The organism is Pseudomonas sp. D4-21 (assembly GCF_051132125.1).
In the GTDB taxonomy this organism is placed as follows: Bacteria; Pseudomonadota; Gammaproteobacteria; order Pseudomonadales; family Pseudomonadaceae; genus Aquipseudomonas.
The window spans coordinates 3916151-3932664 of sequence record NZ_CP071664.1 but is presented as its reverse complement, the minus strand read 5'-3'; the positions used below and the strand labels follow the sequence as shown (position 1 = coordinate 3932664).

Sequence of the window (16514 nt, the reverse complement as noted above, 5' to 3'; positions counted from 1 at the left end):
CTCGCCCCATGACCGCCATCGCTCGTATCACACTGCTCACGCTCGTCCTGGGCCTGAGCGCTTGTGCGGTCCAGCGTCCGCCCGAACCTTCGGCGCCGCTGCCGCCCATACCGCCGTCGACGCCGACCACCAAGCCAGCACCGTCGACCGCCCCCGGCAAACCGGTGACCCCGAACAAACCGGCCAAGCCAGTGCCGCGTACCTCCGCCAGTTTCGCGCCCCCACCCGGCGGCAACAGCCATTGGGATGCCAAGCTCGGGGTCTATGTGCTGGATGATCAGACCAATACCTTCTACCGCCAGCGCACCTACTATCGCTGGAACAATGGATGGAGCCGTTCCGTCAGCCCGAACGGGCCGTGGGAAGACACCACCATCGAAGGCGTGCCGGCTGGGCTCGGACGCAAATTCAACTAAAAAACCATGATGGGGAGGGAGCTTGCTCCCTCGCCACAAAGGCTGCGTTGTGTCGTCAGACAGTTGAAGGTTCGACCTGTCATCCCCAGCGTCGTAGAATGCGCGCCTTTGCGAGCCTCACTGGCCAACCGCGTATTTATCGGAGCACCTGACCATGACGACCACCCCGACCGGCGATTACCTTGAAACCCTCTACGAAGGCTATGGCCAGCGTTTTCGCATGGACAAGCTGCTGCATGAAGTGCGCACCGAGCACCAGCACCTGGTGATTTTCGAAAACCCGCGCATGGGCCGGGTCATGGCCCTGGATGGCGTGATCCAGACCACCGAAGCCGATGAATATATCTACCACGAGATGTTGACCCACGTGCCGATCCTGGCCCATGGCGCGGTCAAGCGCGTGCTGATCATTGGCGGTGGTGACGGCGGCATGCTGCGGGAAGTGACCAAGCATGTGGGCATCGAGCACATCACCATGGTGGAGATCGACGGCACGGTGGTGGACATGTGCAAGGAGTTTTTGCCGAACCATTCCAAGGGCGCCTATGACGACCCGCGCCTGAACCTGGTGATTGACGATGGCATGCGTTTCGTTGCCACGACCCAGGAAAAATTCGACGTCATCATTTCCGACTCCACCGACCCGATCGGTCCGGGCGAAGTACTGTTCTCGGAGAACTTCTACCAGGCATGCCACCGCTGCCTCAATGAAGGCGGGATCCTGGTCACTCAGAACGGCACGCCGTTCATGCAGTTGGGCGAAGTCCAGACCACCGCCGGGCGCTTGCACGGCCTGTTCGCCGACTGGCATTTCTACCAGGCCGCCGTGCCGACCTATATCGGCGGCGCCATGACCTTTGCCTGGGGTTCGACCAACGCCGCTTACCGCAAGCTCTCCCGCGAAACCCTGCGCGAGCGCTTTACCGGCAGCGGTATCGTGACGCGCTACTACAACCCCGAGATTCATATCGGTGCGTTCGCCATGCCGCAATACGTGCTGCAGGCGATCAACAAGCCGAGCAACGACTGACGTCAGCGACAGTCTGCTCCTGTGGCGAGAGAGCAAGCTCCCTCGCCACTAGGCGCTGGCCCTTTTGTGTTGCCAAATATTCAATCAACGAAATTTTCACGAAACCTTGCAGACAATCCCACGCGCTTTTATTGCGGCGGTTATTAATGGCAATGCCATGACCGTTCGTGCAAGATTTGCGCTTTCGCGCAAGCCCCGGCCTTGAATGGCTCAACAGAGGGCGCGCTGTTGTTCCTACTTTCGACCCCACTTCCAATAGGTCCTAAAACGACATGGCAATCCCGGACGCCCTGAGTCAGCAGCGCACCACGCATCGCCTGCTGCAACCGACCGTCAAATCGCACCTGGCCTACACGCTGCTCTGTGCCCTGGTGATGATGATCATGCTCAGCCTGCTGCGCGTGGCGCTGCTGGTCTACAACCGCCAGATGATCCTCGATACCCCAGCCTCGACCTTCGTGGAAGCTTTTATCAATGGGCTGCGTTTCGACTTGCGCCTGGTCGTCTATCTCTGCATTCCGCTGCTGCTGGCATTGTTCAGCGCGCGGGCCATGGCGGCACGTGGATTCTTTCGTTTCTGGCTGACGGTCACCTCCAGCATCGCGCTGTTCCTGGGCTTGATGGAGATGGACTTCTACCGTGAGTTTCACCAGCGCCTCAACGGCCTGGTCTTCCAGTACGTGAAGGAAGACCCCAAAACCGTGGCGAGCATGCTCTGGTATGGTTTTCCCGTGGTTCGTTACCTGCTGGCCTGGGTGGGCGGCACCATCATCCTGAGCCTGGCGTTCAAGGGCGCCGATCGTGCCACACGGCCGCGTGGGCCTTTCAGTGGCGGCAGCATCGGCACGCGCCAGATCGCGCCGTGGTATGGCCGTGTCGCCGTGTTCCTGGTTTGCCTGCTGGTGGCCGTGGCCGCTGCGCGTGGCACCCTGCGCCAAGGGCCACCGCTGCGTTGGGGTGACGTCTACACCACTGATTCCAACTTCGCCAACCAGTTGGGTCTCAACGGCACGCTGTCGCTGGTGGCAGCGGCGAAGAGCCGGATGTCCGAAGACCGTGACAACATCTGGAAAGCCACTCTTGAGCAGCCGCTGGCGCAGCAGACCGTGCGCGACATGCTGGTGATGGCTGACGACAAGCTGGTGGACGCCGAGACGGCCGCCGTGCGTCGCGACTACACGCCGCCTGCCGACAAGACGCTGCCGATCAAGAACGTCGTCGTGATCCTGATGGAAAGCATGGCCGGTCATTCCGTGGGCGCCCTTGGCGCGCCGGGCAACATCACGCCTTACCTGGACAAGCTGTCCAAGGAGGGCCTGCTGTTCGACCGCTTCTTCTCCAATGGCACGCACACCCACCAGGGTATGTTCGCCACCATGGCCTGCTTCCCGAACCTGCCAGGTTTCGAATACCTGATGCAGACGCCGGAAGGCAGTCACAAGCTGTCGGGCTTGCCGCAGCTGCTCAGCGCCCGTGAATATGACGACGTGTATGTCTATAACGGCGACTTCGCCTGGGACAACCAGTCGGGCTTCTTCAGCAGCCAGGGCATGACCACGTTCATCGGCCGTAACGACTTCGTGAACCCGGTGTTCTCCGATCCAACCTGGGGCGTGTCGGACCAGGACATGTTCGACCGTGGCCTGATCGAGCTCAAGGCACGGGAGAATGGCAAGCCGTTCTATGCGTTGTTGCAAACCCTGTCCAACCACACGCCCTACGCACTGCCAACGCCGTTGCCGGTGGAGCGCGTGACTGACCGTGGCAGCCTGAACGAACACCTGACCGCCATGCGTTACTCCGATTGGGCGCTGGGCCAGTTCTTCGAGAAGGCCCGCAAAGAGCCTTACTTCAAGGAAACCCTGTTCGTGGTGGTCGGCGACCATGGTTTTGGCAACGAGCGCCAGATCACCGAAATGGACCTGGGCCGCTTCAACGTGCCGATGCTGCTGATCGGACCGGGCGTGCAGGAGAAGTTTGGCCAGCGCAATCACACCGTGGGCACCCAGGTCGATATCGTCCCGACCATCATGGGCCGCCTCGGCGGGGAAGTGCGCAATCAATGTTGGGGCCGTGACCTGCTGAACCTGCCGCAAGGCGATACCGGTTTCGGCGTGATCAAGCCGTCCGGTAGCGAGCAGACCACGGCGATCATTCGCGACGACAAGATCCTGGTGCTGCCAAAAGAGAAAGAAATGGCGCCCAAGATGTATCGCTATGAACTCGGTGCGAACCCGCGGGCAGAAGTCATTCCGGATGCACCGGAAACTGCCGAGATGAAACTCAAGCTTGAATCGTTCCTGCAAACCGCGACAAAGAGTTTGTTGGATAACACCGCCGGCGTTATCGACGGCAAGCCGGACTGATAACCGGTGAATAAAAAAGAGGCCTTGAAGGCCTCTTTTTTTTGCGCTTGGGGATCTATATCTTGCCAAGTAACAGCAGGATCAACAGCACCACCAATACTACGCCGATGATACCGGACGGGCCGTAACCCCAACTTCTGGAGTGCGGGAAGACCGGAAGGCCACCGATCAGCAGGAGGATCAGGATGATGATAAGTATAGTGCCCATTGTTGATTTCCTTATTGGTCAGTTCTGGAGTGATGAAACTTTCAACTGCCAGCGCGCATGCATTAAATCCGGGCGGCTTATAAACTCCGACCGTAACGTCCTGTAAAAAATTCAAAGTTTTTTGTCGTCGCCATTGCGCGCGGGTTGACGCCATCTCTTGCCAAGGTTTCAAACCCATCAACTGTCATGGTTTGCCCTCGCCATTCAGCAAGATGATGGAACGTGGGTCGGGCCGGCTCCTTCGCTACACTCGGCCCATCTCTCCCGGAACAACAAGGCTGTTTCCCTATGCAAAATCGCATGATGATCACCGGTGCTGGCTCTGGCCTGGGTCGCGAAATCGCGCTGCGCTGGGCCCGCGAAGGCTGGCGCCTGGCCTTGTCTGACGTCAGTGAACCGGGCCTGCAGGAAACCCTCAGGCTGGTTCGCGAAGCGGGCGGCGACGGCTTTGTGCAACGTTGCGACGTGCGTGACTACAGCCAGCTCACCGCGTTTGCCCAGGCTTGCGAAGAAAAACTTGGCGGCATCGACATCATCGTCAACAACGCTGGCGTGGCGTCGGGTGGATTCTTCAGCGAACTGTCCCTCGAGGATTGGGACTGGCAGATCGCGATCAACCTGATGGGAGTGGTCAAGGGCTGCAAGGCGTTCCTGCCACTGCTGGAGAAAAGCCGTGGCAAAATCATCAACATCGCCTCCATGGCGGCCCTGATGCAAGGCCCCGCCATGAGCAACTACAACGTGGCCAAGGCCGGCGTGGTGGCGTTGTCGGAAAGCCTGCTGATTGAACTGGCGCAGCAGGAAATCGGTGTGCACGTGGTCTGCCCGTCGTTCTTCCAGACCAACCTGCTGGACTCGTTCCGCGGGCCGACTCCCGCCATGAAAGCCCAGGTCGGTAAATTGCTGGAGAGCTCGCCGATCAGTGCCGCTGACATCGCCGACTACATCTACCAGCACGTTGCCGAGGGCCAGTTCATGATCCTGCCCCACGAACAGGGGCGCGCGGCCTGGACGTTGAAGCAGAAAAACCCACAGCTGCTCTACGACGAAATGACCGCCATGGCAGACAAAATGCGCGCCAAGGCGCGACACTCCCCAAGTTGACCTGCCTTCCCGGCATCCATCAGGATGGCGCCTCGTGCCCTCCTGATGGACCGCTCCATGCTCAATTACCTGTGGTTTTTCCTTGCCGCGCTCTTTGAAATCGCCGGGTGCTATGCCTTCTGGATGTGGTTGCGCCAGGGCAAGAGCGCCTGGTGGATCGCGCCGGCGTTACTCAGCCTGACATTGTTCGCCCTGTTGCTGACTCGTATCGAAGCCACGTATGCCGGTCGCGCCTATGCCGCCTATGGTGGGATCTATATCGTCGCGTCCATCGGCTGGCTGGCGGTCATCGAGCGCGCGCGGCCGCTGGCTTCCGACTGGATCGGCGTGGCGCTCTGTGTAATGGGGGCGGGAATAATTCTCTTCGGGCCGCGATTCACGGGACCTTGATCGGCTTCGATAAACGTTTTTTGCAGGACATTTCCTTCAGTTACAAGGATCCCGATGTGTAGGGGAATACTGAATTCGCGCCGGTATCTTGTGCATGGAAAACAGGCCGGGCATGGTCAAGGTCCAGACACTCTTAAGGACAAGAACCATGCTCGTATTAAGCCGCGCAGTGGGCGAGTTGATTTCCATCGGTGACAATATTTCCGTGCGCGTGCTGTCGGTCAGCGGCAGCACCGTGCGTTTCGGCGTGGAGGCGCCTCGACACGTCGAAGTGCATCGTTCCGAAATCTACGACAAGATCCAGAGAAAAAAGGCCCAGGCGGCACGCAAGGCCTGTTCAATCGAATAGATGCTTGGGCACGTCGTGCTTGAGCATCAATTGGCACTGTTCGCTTTCCGGATCGAAGACAATCATTGCCTGGCCTTTGGTCAGGGCCTGGCGGACCCGCAGGACGCGGGTTTCCAAAGGCGTGTCGTCGCCATTGTCGGTCCCGTCACGGGTGACGAAATCCTCGATCAGGCGGGTGAGGGTGTCGACTTCGAGTTGGTCGTGGGGGATCAGCATGATAGGGCTCCGCTAAATATTGGGCGGATGCTACGGCGGATGAGCTGTGGCGGCTAGCCCGGGCTTTCTCATGTCTGCTCTGGCCTCATCGCGAGCAAGCTCGCTCCCACAGGGCCTCAGTGCATTGAAGTCTGTTGTGGGAGCGAGCGTGTTCTTGATGGAATTGTGAGCATGTGGGATCAGCTATCGGAACGCTGCCCAATCAGGCTGTCCACAGAAGGCACCCGGGTGTCGCTTTCCATTTGTGCATCGTGTTCGATCTGATGGCTGAAGCGGTCCAGTGAACCCTGGGCCGGTTGCGCATCGCTGGCAAACACCGGCGGGCTGAGGATGTAGGCGCCGAGCAGACGGCTGAGAGCCGCCAGGCTGTCGATGTGGGTGCGTTCGTAGCCATGGGTGGCGTCGCAGCCGAAAGCGAGCAGGGCGGTGCGGATGTCGTGGCCGGCGGTGATCGCGGAATGGGCGTCACTGAAGTAGTAGCGAAACAGGTCACGGCGCGCCGGCAGTTCGTTTTCCTTGGCCAGTTTCAATAAGTGCCGCGACAGATGGTAGTCGTAAGGGCCGCCGGAATCCTGCATCGCCACGCTTACGGCGTGTTCGCTGGAGTGCTGGCCCGGCGCGACCGGTGCGATGTCGATCCCGACGAACTCACTGACGTCCCAGGGCAGCGCGGCGGCCGCGCCGCTGCCGGTCTCCTCGGTGATGGTGAACAGCGGATGGCAATCGATCAGCAGCTCTTCGCCGCTGTCGACGATGGCCTTCAGCGCCGCCAACAACGCGGCGACCCCGGCCTTGTCATCCAGGTGACGGGCGCTGATATGGCCGCTTTCGGTGAATTCGGGCAAGGGATCGAAGGCCACGTAGTCGCCGATGCCCACGCCCAGGGTCTCGCAATCGGCGCGGGTGGCGCAGTAGGCATCCAGGCGCAGTTCGATGTGGTCCCAACTGATGGGCATTTCATCCACGGCGGTATTGAACGCGTGACCGGACGCCATCAACGGCAGGACGCTGCCGCGAATCACGCCCGTATCGGTAAACAGGCTGACCCGGCTGCCCTCGGCAAACCGGCTCGACCAGCAACCCACGGGCGCCAGTGTCAGGCGACCGTTGTCCTTGATGGCCCGGACCGAGGCGCCAATGGTGTCCAGGTGCGCCGAGACCGCGCGGTCGGGGCTGCTTTTGCGGCCCTTGAGGGTGGCGCGAATGGTACCGCGCCGGGTCATTTCGAAAGGAATGCCCAGCTCTTCGAGGCGCTCGGCGACGTAACGGACAATGGTGTCGGTGAAACCGGTAGGGCTGGGAATGGCGAGCATTTCCAGCAAGACTTTCTGCAGGTATTCGAGATTCGGTTCGGGAATCTTACTGATCATGGAAACTCCTCGCGAAATATTGGAACGAGAGACCCGTGGCGAGGGAGCTTGCTCCCGCTCGACTGCGAAGCAGTCGCCTTGAGCTCAAATCGGAGCACTAAGTGAGTCAGCAGGGCCGCCTCGCGCTGGTGGCCGGCCCGGCCCAGCGGGAGCAAGCTCCCTCGCCACAGAAATCTCAGACCACCGCTTGGCTATGGGGAAACAACAAGTCCACAAAACGCTCTGCGGTGGGTTGCGGTTCGTGATTGGCCAGCCCGGCGCGTTCGTTGGCTTCGATGAACACGTATTCCGGTTGATCAGCCGCCGGGACGAGCAGGTCCAGGCCGACCATCGGGATGTCCAGGGCCCGTGCTGCACGAACCGCCGCATCGGCCAGGGTCGGATGGAGGATGGCGGTCACGTCCTCCAGGACGCCACCGGTATGCAGGTTCGCCGTGCGCCGTACGAACAGATGCTCACCCTTGGGCAGCACGCTATCGTAGGCATAACCGGCCGCGCTCAAGGTGCGCTCGGTTTCGGCATCCATCGGGATCTTGCTCTCACCGCCGGTAGCGGCCTGGCGCCGTCGGCTCTGGGCTTCGATGAGCGCGCCGATGGTGTGCTGCCCGTCGCCGATTACCTCGGCCGGGCGACGGATTGCCGCGGCCACCACTTCAAAACCGATCACGAGGATTCGCAAGTCCAACCCTTCGTGGAAGCTTTCTAGCAATACCCGGCTGTCAAACCGCCGGGCAGCTTCGATGGCGGCCTGTACTTCTTCGATCGTGCGCAGGTCCACCGCCACGCCTTGGCCCTGTTCGCCGTCCAACGGCTTCACGACCACCCGTTCATGCTCATCGAGAAACGCCAGGTTGTCGTCGGCATTGCCCGCCAGCTGTTGGGCCGGCAGGTTCAGGCCAGCGTTTTTCAGCACTTTGTGGGTCAGGCTCTTGTTCTGGCACAGCGTCATGCTGATTGCGCTGGTCAGGTCGCTCAGCGATTCCCGGCAGCGAATCCGGCGGCTGCCGTGCATCAGGGTGAACAGGCCGGCCTCGGCGTCGTCCACTTGCACTTCGATGCCGCGACGATGCGCTTCCTCGACGATGATCCGCGCATAGGGGTTGAATTGCGCCTCGGGGCCGGGCCCAAGGAACAACGGCTGGTTGATGCCATTCTTGCGCTTGATGGCGAAGGTCTGGAGGCTGCGGAAACCGAGTTTGGCATAGAGGTTTTTCGCCATCCGATTATCGTGCAGTACCGACAGGTCGAGGTAGCTCAAGCCCCGGCTCATGAAATGCTCGATGAGGTGGCGCACCAGCACCTCGCCAACGCCGGGGCGTGAACACTGTGGGTCCACCGCCAGGCACCAGAGACTGCTGCCGTTTTCTGGATCGTTGAAGGCTTTCTGGTGATTAAGGCCCATGACGCTGCCAATCACCGCGCCGGTGTCGTCGTCCTCGGCCAGCCAGTAGACCGGGCCACCTTGATGGCGCGGTGTCAATCGCTCCGGGTCGATGGGCAGCATGCCGCGAGCCTGGTACAGCTGATTGATGGCCTGCCAGTCGCTATCGTTCTGGGCGCGGCGGATCCGGAAACCGCGGAATACTCGCGTGGCTTGTCGGTAATCGCTGAACCACAGGCGCAGGGTGTCGGACGGATCGAGAAACAGGTGCGCCGGCTCCAGCCCCAGCACTTGTTGGGGCGCGGCGACGTACAGGGCGATGTCCCGTTCGCCGGGTTGTTCGTTGAGCAGTTCCTGGGCCAGGGTCGCCGGGTCCGGGAACGTATGGCCGATCAGCAGCCGGCCCCAGCCGCAATGCACGGCGATGGGGGCGGCATTGAGTTCGCTGCCGTCTTCGGCCAGGCGTGCCTGCAAGCGTTCGTAGGACGGCGGTTGGCCGCGCAAGAGTCGTTGGTTGTGGAGGGTGGAATGGGGTTTCATCGGTCAGATTCCTTGCTCGCTGAGCCACAGGTTCAGCGCTGCCAATTGCCACAGCCGCGAACCGCGCAACGGCGTCAGCTGGCCGTTGGGGTCGGTCAGCAGGCGATCAAGCATGGTCGGGTTGAACAGGCCGCGATCCTGGCTCGGATCCAGCAGCAGTTCACGGACCCAGGCCAGGGTGTTGCCTTCAAGGTGCTTGAGGCCCGGCACCGGGAAATAGCCTTTCTTGCGGTCGATGACCTCGCTCGGGACCACCCGGCGTGCCGCTTCCTTGAGCACGTGCTTGCCGCCCTCGGGGAGCTTGAATTTGGCCGGCACCCGAGCGGAAAGCTCCACCAGACGGTAGTCGAGGAACGGTGTGCGTGCTTCCAGGCCCCAGGCCATGGTCATGTTGTCGACGCGCTTGACCGGGTCGTCCACCAGCATCACCGTGCTGTCCAGGCGCAAGGCCTTGTCGACGGCGGCATCGGCGCCCGGCTGGTCGAAGTGCTCCTTGACGAAGTCTCCGGCGGCATCGTTGGCCGTCAGCCATTTGGGTTGAACGGTGGCGGCATACTCCTCGTAAGTGCGGTCGAAGAACGCCGCGCGATAGGCCGCATACGGGTCGCTGGCGCCATCCACTTGCGGATACCAATGGTAACCGGCGAACAACTCATCGGCGCCCTGGCCGCTCTGAACCACTTTGCAGTGCTTGGCCACTTCCCGCGAGAGCAGGTAGAAGGCGATGCAGTCGTGGCTCACCATCGGTTCACTCATGGCGCGGAACGCGGCGGGCAACTGTTCAATGATTTCTTTTTCGTCGATGCGCAACTGATGGTGGCGGGTACCGTAGTGCTTGGCGATCAAGTCTGAATATTGGAACTCGTCGCCGCGTTCGCCGCCGGCGTCCTGGAAGCCGATGGAGAAGGTGGACAGGTCGTCAACGCCGACTTCGCGCAGCAGGCCCACGAGCATGCTCGAGTCCACGCCGCCCGACAGCAGCACGCCGACATCGACGGCGGCGCGCTGGCGGATGGCGACCGCTTCGCGGGTGCTGTCCAATACACGCTCGATCCAGTCTTCCAGGTTGAGGTTCTGCTCGTCGGGCCGGGGGCCGTATGGCAGCGTCCACCAGGTTTTCTGCTCGGTGCTGCCATCCGCCTCGAAGCGCATCCAAGTGGCCGGGGGCAACTTCTCGATGCCAGCCAGCAAGGTGCGAGGCGCCGGGACGACCGCGTGGAAATTGAGGTAGTGATTCAGCGCGACCGGGTCGAGCACCGGGTTGATGTCGCCGCCCTTGAGCAATGCCGGCAATGCCGAGGCGAAGCGCAGGCGCTGGCCGGTGCGAGACAGGTACAGCGGCTTCACGCCGAGACGGTCACGGGCGATGAACAGCCGCTTGGCGTCGCGCTCCCAGATGGCGAAGGCGAACATGCCGTTGAGCTTGGGCAGCAGAGCTTCGCCCCAGGCGTGATAGCCCTTGAGCAGCACTTCGGTGTCGCCGCCCGAATGAAAGGCGTAGCCCAGGCCTTCGAGTTCGGCCCGTAATTCCGGGTAGTTGTAGATCGCGCCGTTGAACGCCAGTGACAGGCCCAGTTGATTGTCGATCATCGGCTGGGCCGAGCCGTCGGACAGGTCCATGATTTTCAGGCGTCGATGGCCGAGGGCAATTGGGCCCTGGCTATGAAAGCCCCACGCGTCGGGGCCGCGAGGGGCCAAGTGATGGGTGATGCGCTCTACGGCCGCAAGGTCCGCAGGGTGTTGATCGAAACGTAACTCACCAGCTAATCCGCACATAAGTCCTTACCGGTTTTTCCGTTGGGGAGGGGTCAAGCCATACACGCCAAAAGGGCGGGTACTCTGAAACTGACCGGAGGGATGGCTGTGAGTTTTATATCGATGCGTTATAAGCCGACGGATGGAGGCTGTGGGTCTTGCGACATTTGTCCAGGAAAAACTAGACCTTGTGGGAGCGAGCCTGCTCGCGAAGGCGGTGGCTCAGCCAACTTCTAAGCCGGTTGAACCACCGCTTTCGCGAGCAGGCTCGCTCCCACAGGAGAATGTGGCGAATCGTCAAAGTCCGTCAGGCCTTGCCCCGAATCAACGCCCGTAACGCAAATCGGTTGGGATGACAGGCCTCGGCCACGCTTCGCGGCAGGGGCAGCGGTTCGTTCTCCAGCCACGCGGCGATCAGCTCGCCCGACAGCGGCGCGGTGATCAGGCCTCGGGAGCCGTGGCCGCTGTTGACGTACAGGCCGTCGAGCCAGGGGCAGGGGGCGTCGGGCACTTGACGGGCGTCCTTGGCCAGAACCGAATACGCCTCGATGAAGGCAGAATGATCGGCCAGTGGCCCGACGATTGGCAGGTAGTCCGGGCTGGTACAGCGAAACGCCGCGCGGCCTTCCAGTTGCGCTGGGTCCAGCGCTTTGGCGTTGAGCCGGTCTACCAGGTCCACGGAAATATCTTCGAGCATCTTAAGGTTACCGGCATGCTCGGCGGCGGTGGGGGTCAGGTCGTCGCTGTGGAAATCGAAACTGGCGCCCAACGTGTGCTCGCCCATTCGCGGGGGCGCCACGTAGCCTTCGGCACAGACCACCGTTGCCAGGCGCTGGCTGCGGGTGGTTTGCGGCAGGCGAGTGATCTGCCCGCGAATGCGCTTGAGGGGCAGCTCGGCGGCAGGCTCGAAACGTTTGATCTCGGCCGCGCTGGCGAGGATCGCCACCGGTGCGCTGGCCACGCAACGTTCGCCGTCCCAGGCCTGCCATTGGCCGTCGACACGGCGCAGTTCCAACACTTCATGGTGTGGCTGCAAGGTAATCGCAGGGTTCGAAGCCTGCCAGCGACACAGCGCTGGCGGATGCACCCAGCCGCCCTCGGGGTAAAACAGGCCCCCGCTGGGCAAACCAATGCCGGCATGCGCCTCGGCCTCGTCGCGATCAAGCACCTTCAACAGACTGGCCGCAAAGGCCTCGGCCAAGCGCGCCTGACGCTCGGCTTCCTTGGCATCGAAGGCCAATTGCAGGACACCGCAGCCGTCCCAGTCGAGGCTGCGCTGCAGGTGTTCGAGCACGCGCCGCGTGTAGCCGAAACCGCTGAGGATCATCTGCGACAGCGCCGTGCCGTGGGCCGACAGCTTGAGGTACAGCACGCCCTGGGGATTGCCGGACGCTTCCTCGGCCAACCCAGCGTGACGCTCCAGCAAGGTCACGTGCCAGCCACGGGCCGCGAGGCTGGCCGCGCTGGCGCAACCGGCCAGTCCGCCGCCGATCACCAAGGCCCGCCGCTCGCGGGTATGCGGCGCGGGCCGGGCGTACCAGGGCTTGATCGGCGCGGGTGACGGCGTCTGCTCCGGCCAACCGAGGAACACGCCGCGAAGAATCTCCCATTTATGGCCGATGCCTGGCGTGCGCTTCATCTTGAAACCCGCCGCGTTCAACCGGCGCCGCACCCAGCCGGTGCTGGTGAAGGTGCTGAGGGTAGCCCCCGGCGCGGCCAGTCGCGCCAGCTCGGCGAACAGCTCGGCGCTCCACATCTCGGGGTTTTTCGCCGGGGCGAAACCGTCGAGGAACCAGGCGTCGATCCGCCCATCCAGTTGCGGCAATTGCTCCAGGGCATCGCCAATCAACAACGTCAGGGTGACCCGGCCGCTCGCCAGGGTCAGGCGCTGGAAACCTGGGTGGATCGCCACGTACTGCCCGAGCAATTGATCGGCCTGGACCTTGAGCGCTGGCCACAAGGCCAGGGCCCGGCGCAGGTCCTCGGGGCTCAGGGGAAACTTCTCGACGCTGACAAAATGCAGCCGTGCCCCGGCCGGTGCGCATTGCTCGAACAACTGCCAGGCGCAGAGGAAATTCAACCCGGTACCAAACCCGGTTTCACCGATCACCAGCCGCCCGCCCTCCGCCAGCCCGGCGAAACGCTCGGCGAGGTTGTTCTGTTGCAAGAACACGTAGCGGGTTTCTTCCAGGCCCGACTGGTCCGAGAAATAGACATCGTTGAACACCCGGGAGCGGGGGCGACCCTGGTCGTCCCAGTCGAGTTGGGCGTGGTGTTGAATGGGCGTCATGACGGGCTCGGCGAAAATGAAGGCGCCATTCTAGCCGATCGGCAAGGCGTTGCTTGATCCAAGGCAAGGGTGCCCGCATCCGGAAGGAATCTGCTGCGCAGGCGCGCATCCAATCCGCTAGTCTTGCCCCATTCCTTGAAGGAGCTGCCCATGTTCGAGTCCGCCGAAATCGGTCACGTCGTTGATAAAGAAACCTATGAGGCTGAAGTCCCGGCACTGCGCGAAGCGTTGCTCGAAGCGCAATACGAGCTGCACCAGCAGGGGCGTTTCCCGGTCATCGTACTGATCAACGGCATCGAAGGCGCGGGTAAGGGCGAGACGGTGAAGTTGCTCAACGAGTGGATGGATCCGCGATTGATCGAGGTCCGCACCTTCGACCAGCAGACTGACGAGGAGCTGGCGCGGCCGCCGGCCTGGCGCTATTGGCGGATGCTGCCGGCCAAGGGGCGCATGGGGATTTTTTTCGGTAACTGGTACAGCCAGATGCTGCAAGGGCGGGTCCACGGCGAGTTCAAGGACCCGCGGCTCGACCAGGGGATCAACGGTGCCGAACGCCTGGAGAAAATGCTCTGCGATGAGGGCGCGCTGATCTTCAAGTTCTGGTTTCACCTATCCAAGAAACAGATGAAGGCCCGCCTCAAAAGCCTCCAGGACGATCCGCTGCACAGCTGGCGCATCAGCCCGCTGGACTGGCAGCAGTCGAAGACCTACGACAAGTTCGTCAAGTACGGCGAGCGCGTGCTGCGCCGCACCAGTCGCGATTACGCGCCGTGGCATGTGATCGAAGGGGTGGATGCCTGTTACCGCAGCCTTGCGGTCGGACGCATCTTGCTCGAAGGCTTGCGCCAGGCCCTGGATCGGCCGAAGGTCAAGGCGGCCAAGGTCAACGTGGCGCCGTTGCCAGCGCTGGATGACCAGGTGACCTTGATCGATAGCCTGGACATGACGCTACGTCTGGACAAGGCCGACTACGAAGAACAGTTGATCACCGAGCAGGCCCGCTTCGCCGGCCTGCTGCGCGACAAGCGCATGCGCCGGCATGCCCTGGTGGCCGTGTTCGAAGGCAACGACGCGGCGGGCAAGGGCGGTGCCATCCGCCGGGTCGCGGCGGCGCTCGATCCGCGCCAGTACAGCATCGTGCCGATTGCCGCGCCCACCGAGGAAGAACGTGCCCACCCCTACATGTGGCGGTTCTGGCGACATATTCCGGCCCGGGGCAAGTTCACCATGTTCGATCGCTCCTGGTACGGCCGGGTGTTGGTGGAGCGGGTCGAAGGCTTTTGCAGCCGTGCCGACTGGCTGCGGGCCTACGGCGAGATCAACGATTTCGAGGAACAGTTGACCGATGCCGGCGTGGTGGTGGTGAAGTTCTGGCTGGCGATCGACAAGGAAACGCAGCTGGAGCGCTTCCAGGAGCGGGAGGAAATCCCCTTCAAACGCTTCAAGATCACCGAGGACGACTGGCGCAACCGGGACAAGTGGGACGCCTATCGCTCGGCGGTCTGCGACATGGTCGATCGCACCAGCACCGAGATCGCTCCTTGGACGCTGGTAGAGGCCAATGACAAGCGCTGGGCCCGGGTCAAGGTGTTGCGTACGCTCAATGACGCGCTGGAGGCCGCGTTCGAGCGTTCCGCCAGGCAAGCGCGGAAAAAGAGCTAGCACGATGGGCACGCATACGCGGGGTGAATGATTGTCGCGTTCGGTTATGCGGTGGATTTATCCTCGAATCCACTCTTAACCGATAACAACAATGAGGTGCCGCCATGCGTGAAGTGGTGATCGTCGACAGCGTACGGACCGGATTGGCCAAGTCCTTTCGCGGCAAGTTCAACATGACCCGTCCGGACGACATGGCGGCGCATTGCGTCAATGCGTTGCTGGCGCGTAACGACATCGACCCGGCCAGTGTCGAGGATTGCATCGTCGGCGCTGGTTCCAACGAAGGCGCCCAAGGCTTCAACATCGGGCGTAACGTGGCGGTGCTCTCGCAACTGGGCATCGGCACCGCCGGGATGACCCTCAACCGTTTCTGCTCCTCGGGCCTACAAGCCATCGCGATTGCCGCCAACCAGATCGCCTCGGGTTGCAGCGAGATCATCGTCGCCGGCGGCGTCGAATCCATCAGCCTGACGATGAAGAGCGTCAACACCGACAACCTGATCAATCCATTGCTCAAGGAACAGGTGCCGGGAATCTACTTCCCCATGGGTCAGACTGCCGAGGTCGTCGCGCGCCGTTATCAGGTGAGCCGCGAGGAGCAGGACCGCTACGCCTTGCAGAGCCAGCAGCGCACGGCCCGGGCCCAGGCCGAGGGGCTGTTCAACGATGAAATCGTGCCGATGACGGTCAAGTACCGGGTCGAGGACAAGAACACCGGCGCGGTTCAGATTCTGGACGGTGTGGTTGACCGCGATGACTGCAACCGCCCCGATACCACCTACGAAAGCCTGGCCGGCTTGAAGCCGGTGTTTGCCGAGGACGGTTCGGTAACGGCGGGCAACTCTTCCCAACTGTCCGATGGCGCCTCGATGACGCTGGTGATGAGCCTGGAAAAAGCCCTGGCCCTGGGACTCAAACCCAAGGCGTTTTTTCGCGGCTTTACCGTCGCCGGTTGCGAGCCGGACGAGATGGGCATCGGCCCGGTGTTCTCGGTGCCCAGGTTGCTCAAGGCCAAGGGACTACAGATTGGCGACATCGATCTGTGGGAGCTCAACGAAGCGTTTGCCTCCCAATGCCTCTACAGTCGCAACCGGTTGGAAATCGATAACGAGAAATACAACGTCAACGGCGGCTCGATTTCCATCGGTCACCCGTTCGGCATGACCGGCTCGCGGCAAGTGGGGCATCTGGTGCGGGAGTTGCAACGGCGCAACCTGCGCTATGGCGTCGTGACCATGTGCGTGGGCGGCGGGATGGGGGCGACGGGGTTGTTCGAGGCGGTGCGATAAGCGCCGCCTCAGGAGCTTCGTGGCGAGGGCGCTTGCTCCCACTCGGCTGCGAAGCAGTTGCCCCTTTTTACTGGGTATGAACCATAGAAGGGCCGCTTTGCGGCCCAGCGGGAGCAAGCTCCCTCGCCACGGGAGCTGCAAACTGTTC

General features: G+C 62.1%; 14 protein-coding genes. 8 read left to right on the top strand and 6 right to left on the bottom strand.

Going from position 1 to position 16514, the window contains the following annotated elements; translation table 11 throughout:
• The first annotated feature begins 8 nt into the window (after positions 1 to 8).
• From J3Q04_RS17480 to J3Q04_RS17470, 3 genes are all read left to right on the top strand, one after another.
• The gene (locus J3Q04_RS17480; protein ID WP_434563034.1) at positions 9 to 416 is read left to right on the top strand and encodes a hypothetical protein; all 408 of its coding nucleotides are present in this window, start codon (positions 9 to 11) and stop codon (positions 414 to 416) included.
• 154 nt (positions 417 to 570) lie between these two features.
• On the top strand, positions 571 to 1446 hold the full coding sequence (gene speE / locus J3Q04_RS17475; protein WP_434563036.1) for a polyamine aminopropyltransferase: 876 nt from the start codon (positions 571 to 573) through the stop codon (positions 1444 to 1446).
• Positions 1447 to 1718: 272 nt separating this feature from the next.
• A complete protein-coding gene (locus J3Q04_RS17470; RefSeq protein WP_420767891.1) occupies positions 1719 to 3812 on the top strand; it encodes an LTA synthase family protein in 2094 nt (697 codons plus the stop codon).
• A gap of 55 nt (positions 3813 to 3867) precedes the next feature.
• Here the strand turns inward: J3Q04_RS17470 and J3Q04_RS17465 are convergent, their stop codons facing one another.
• A complete protein-coding gene (locus J3Q04_RS17465; RefSeq protein ID WP_018606531.1) occupies positions 3868 to 4020 on the bottom strand; it encodes a DUF3309 family protein in 153 nt (50 codons plus the stop codon).
• Positions 4021 to 4308: 288 nt separating this feature from the next.
• Here J3Q04_RS17465 and J3Q04_RS17460 point away from each other — a divergent pair, with 288 nt between their 5' ends.
• The 3 genes from J3Q04_RS17460 (at position 4309) to csrA (ending at position 5863) form a co-directional block, all read left to right on the top strand.
• Positions 4309 to 5124, top strand: a complete 816-nt coding sequence (locus J3Q04_RS17460; protein ID WP_434610309.1) for an SDR family oxidoreductase — start codon at positions 4309 to 4311, stop codon at positions 5122 to 5124.
• A 57-nt stretch (positions 5125 to 5181) separates the two neighbouring features.
• Entirely contained in the window at positions 5182 to 5514 is a 333-nt protein-coding gene (locus J3Q04_RS17455) for a YnfA family protein (RefSeq protein WP_434563038.1), read from the top strand.
• 148 nt (positions 5515 to 5662) lie between these two features.
• Entirely contained in the window at positions 5663 to 5863 is a 201-nt protein-coding gene (csrA, locus tag J3Q04_RS17450) for a carbon storage regulator CsrA (RefSeq protein ID WP_420767888.1), read from the top strand.
• On the opposite strand, the gene J3Q04_RS17445 is transcribed toward csrA, so the two are convergent.
• The 5 genes from J3Q04_RS17445 to mnmC form a co-directional block, all read right to left on the bottom strand.
• Positions 5852 to 6079, bottom strand: a complete 228-nt coding sequence (locus J3Q04_RS17445; RefSeq protein WP_024778700.1) for a YheU family protein — start codon at positions 6077 to 6079, stop codon at positions 5852 to 5854. The genes csrA and J3Q04_RS17445 overlap by 12 nt on opposite strands.
• Before the next feature lie 179 nt (positions 6080 to 6258).
• Positions 6259 to 7449, bottom strand: coding sequence for an osmoprotectant NAGGN system M42 family peptidase (locus tag J3Q04_RS17440; protein ID WP_420767887.1), 1191 nt, complete (start codon positions 7447 to 7449; stop codon positions 6259 to 6261).
• 175 nt (positions 7450 to 7624) lie between these two features.
• A complete protein-coding gene (ngg, locus tag J3Q04_RS17435; protein WP_420767886.1) occupies positions 7625 to 9370 on the bottom strand; it encodes an N-acetylglutaminylglutamine synthetase in 1746 nt (581 codons plus the stop codon).
• A gap of 3 nt (positions 9371 to 9373) precedes the next feature.
• Complete coding sequence (locus tag J3Q04_RS17430) at positions 9374 to 11146, bottom strand: N-acetylglutaminylglutamine amidotransferase (RefSeq protein ID WP_434610314.1); 1773 nt, start codon at positions 11144 to 11146, stop codon at positions 9374 to 9376.
• 286 nt (positions 11147 to 11432) lie between these two features.
• Positions 11433 to 13415, bottom strand: a complete 1983-nt coding sequence (gene mnmC / locus J3Q04_RS17425) for a bifunctional tRNA (5-methylaminomethyl-2-thiouridine)(34)-methyltransferase MnmD/FAD-dependent 5-carboxymethylaminomethyl-2-thiouridine(34) oxidoreductase MnmC (protein ID WP_434610316.1) — start codon at positions 13413 to 13415, stop codon at positions 11433 to 11435.
• A 150-nt stretch (positions 13416 to 13565) separates the two neighbouring features.
• Here mnmC and pap point away from each other — a divergent pair, with 150 nt between their 5' ends.
• Both pap and J3Q04_RS17415 read left to right on the top strand, forming a co-directional pair.
• Positions 13566 to 15077, top strand: coding sequence for a polyphosphate:AMP phosphotransferase (gene pap / locus J3Q04_RS17420; protein ID WP_434610319.1), 1512 nt, complete (start codon positions 13566 to 13568; stop codon positions 15075 to 15077).
• Positions 15078 to 15181: 104 nt separating this feature from the next.
• Positions 15182 to 16366, top strand: a complete 1185-nt coding sequence (locus tag J3Q04_RS17415) for a thiolase family protein (RefSeq protein ID WP_434610322.1) — start codon at positions 15182 to 15184, stop codon at positions 16364 to 16366.
• Positions 16367 to 16514 lie beyond the last annotated feature (148 nt).

Bases quoted from the DNA above. Each gene is read 5' to 3' on its own strand.
- mnmC (WP_434610316.1), bottom strand. From the start codon at position 13,415: ATGACGCCCATTCAACACCACGCCCAACTCGACTGGGACGACCAGGGT.
- J3Q04_RS17415 (WP_434610322.1), top strand. From the start codon at position 15,182: ATGCGTGAAGTGGTGATCGTCGACAGCGTACGGACCGGATTGGCCAAG.
- J3Q04_RS17480 (WP_434563034.1), top strand. From the start codon at position 9: ATGACCGCCATCGCTCGTATCACACTGCTCACGCTCGTCCTGGGCCTG.
- J3Q04_RS17470 (WP_420767891.1), top strand. From the start codon at position 1,719: ATGGCAATCCCGGACGCCCTGAGTCAGCAGCGCACCACGCATCGCCTG.
- speE (WP_434563036.1), top strand. From the start codon at position 571: ATGACGACCACCCCGACCGGCGATTACCTTGAAACCCTCTACGAAGGC.
- pap (WP_434610319.1), top strand. From the start codon at position 13,566: ATGTTCGAGTCCGCCGAAATCGGTCACGTCGTTGATAAAGAAACCTAT.
- J3Q04_RS17430 (WP_434610314.1), bottom strand. From the start codon at position 11,146: ATGTGCGGATTAGCTGGTGAGTTACGTTTCGATCAACACCCTGCGGAC.
- J3Q04_RS17460 (WP_434610309.1), top strand. From the start codon at position 4,309: ATGCAAAATCGCATGATGATCACCGGTGCTGGCTCTGGCCTGGGTCGC.
- J3Q04_RS17465 (WP_018606531.1), bottom strand. From the start codon at position 4,020: ATGGGCACTATACTTATCATCATCCTGATCCTCCTGCTGATCGGTGGC.
- J3Q04_RS17455 (WP_434563038.1), top strand. From the start codon at position 5,182: ATGCTCAATTACCTGTGGTTTTTCCTTGCCGCGCTCTTTGAAATCGCC.
- J3Q04_RS17445 (WP_024778700.1), bottom strand. From the start codon at position 6,079: ATGCTGATCCCCCACGACCAACTCGAAGTCGACACCCTCACCCGCCTG.
- csrA (WP_420767888.1), top strand. From the start codon at position 5,663: ATGCTCGTATTAAGCCGCGCAGTGGGCGAGTTGATTTCCATCGGTGAC.
- J3Q04_RS17440 (WP_420767887.1), bottom strand. From the start codon at position 7,449: ATGATCAGTAAGATTCCCGAACCGAATCTCGAATACCTGCAGAAAGTC.
- ngg (WP_420767886.1), bottom strand. From the start codon at position 9,370: ATGAAACCCCATTCCACCCTCCACAACCAACGACTCTTGCGCGGCCAA.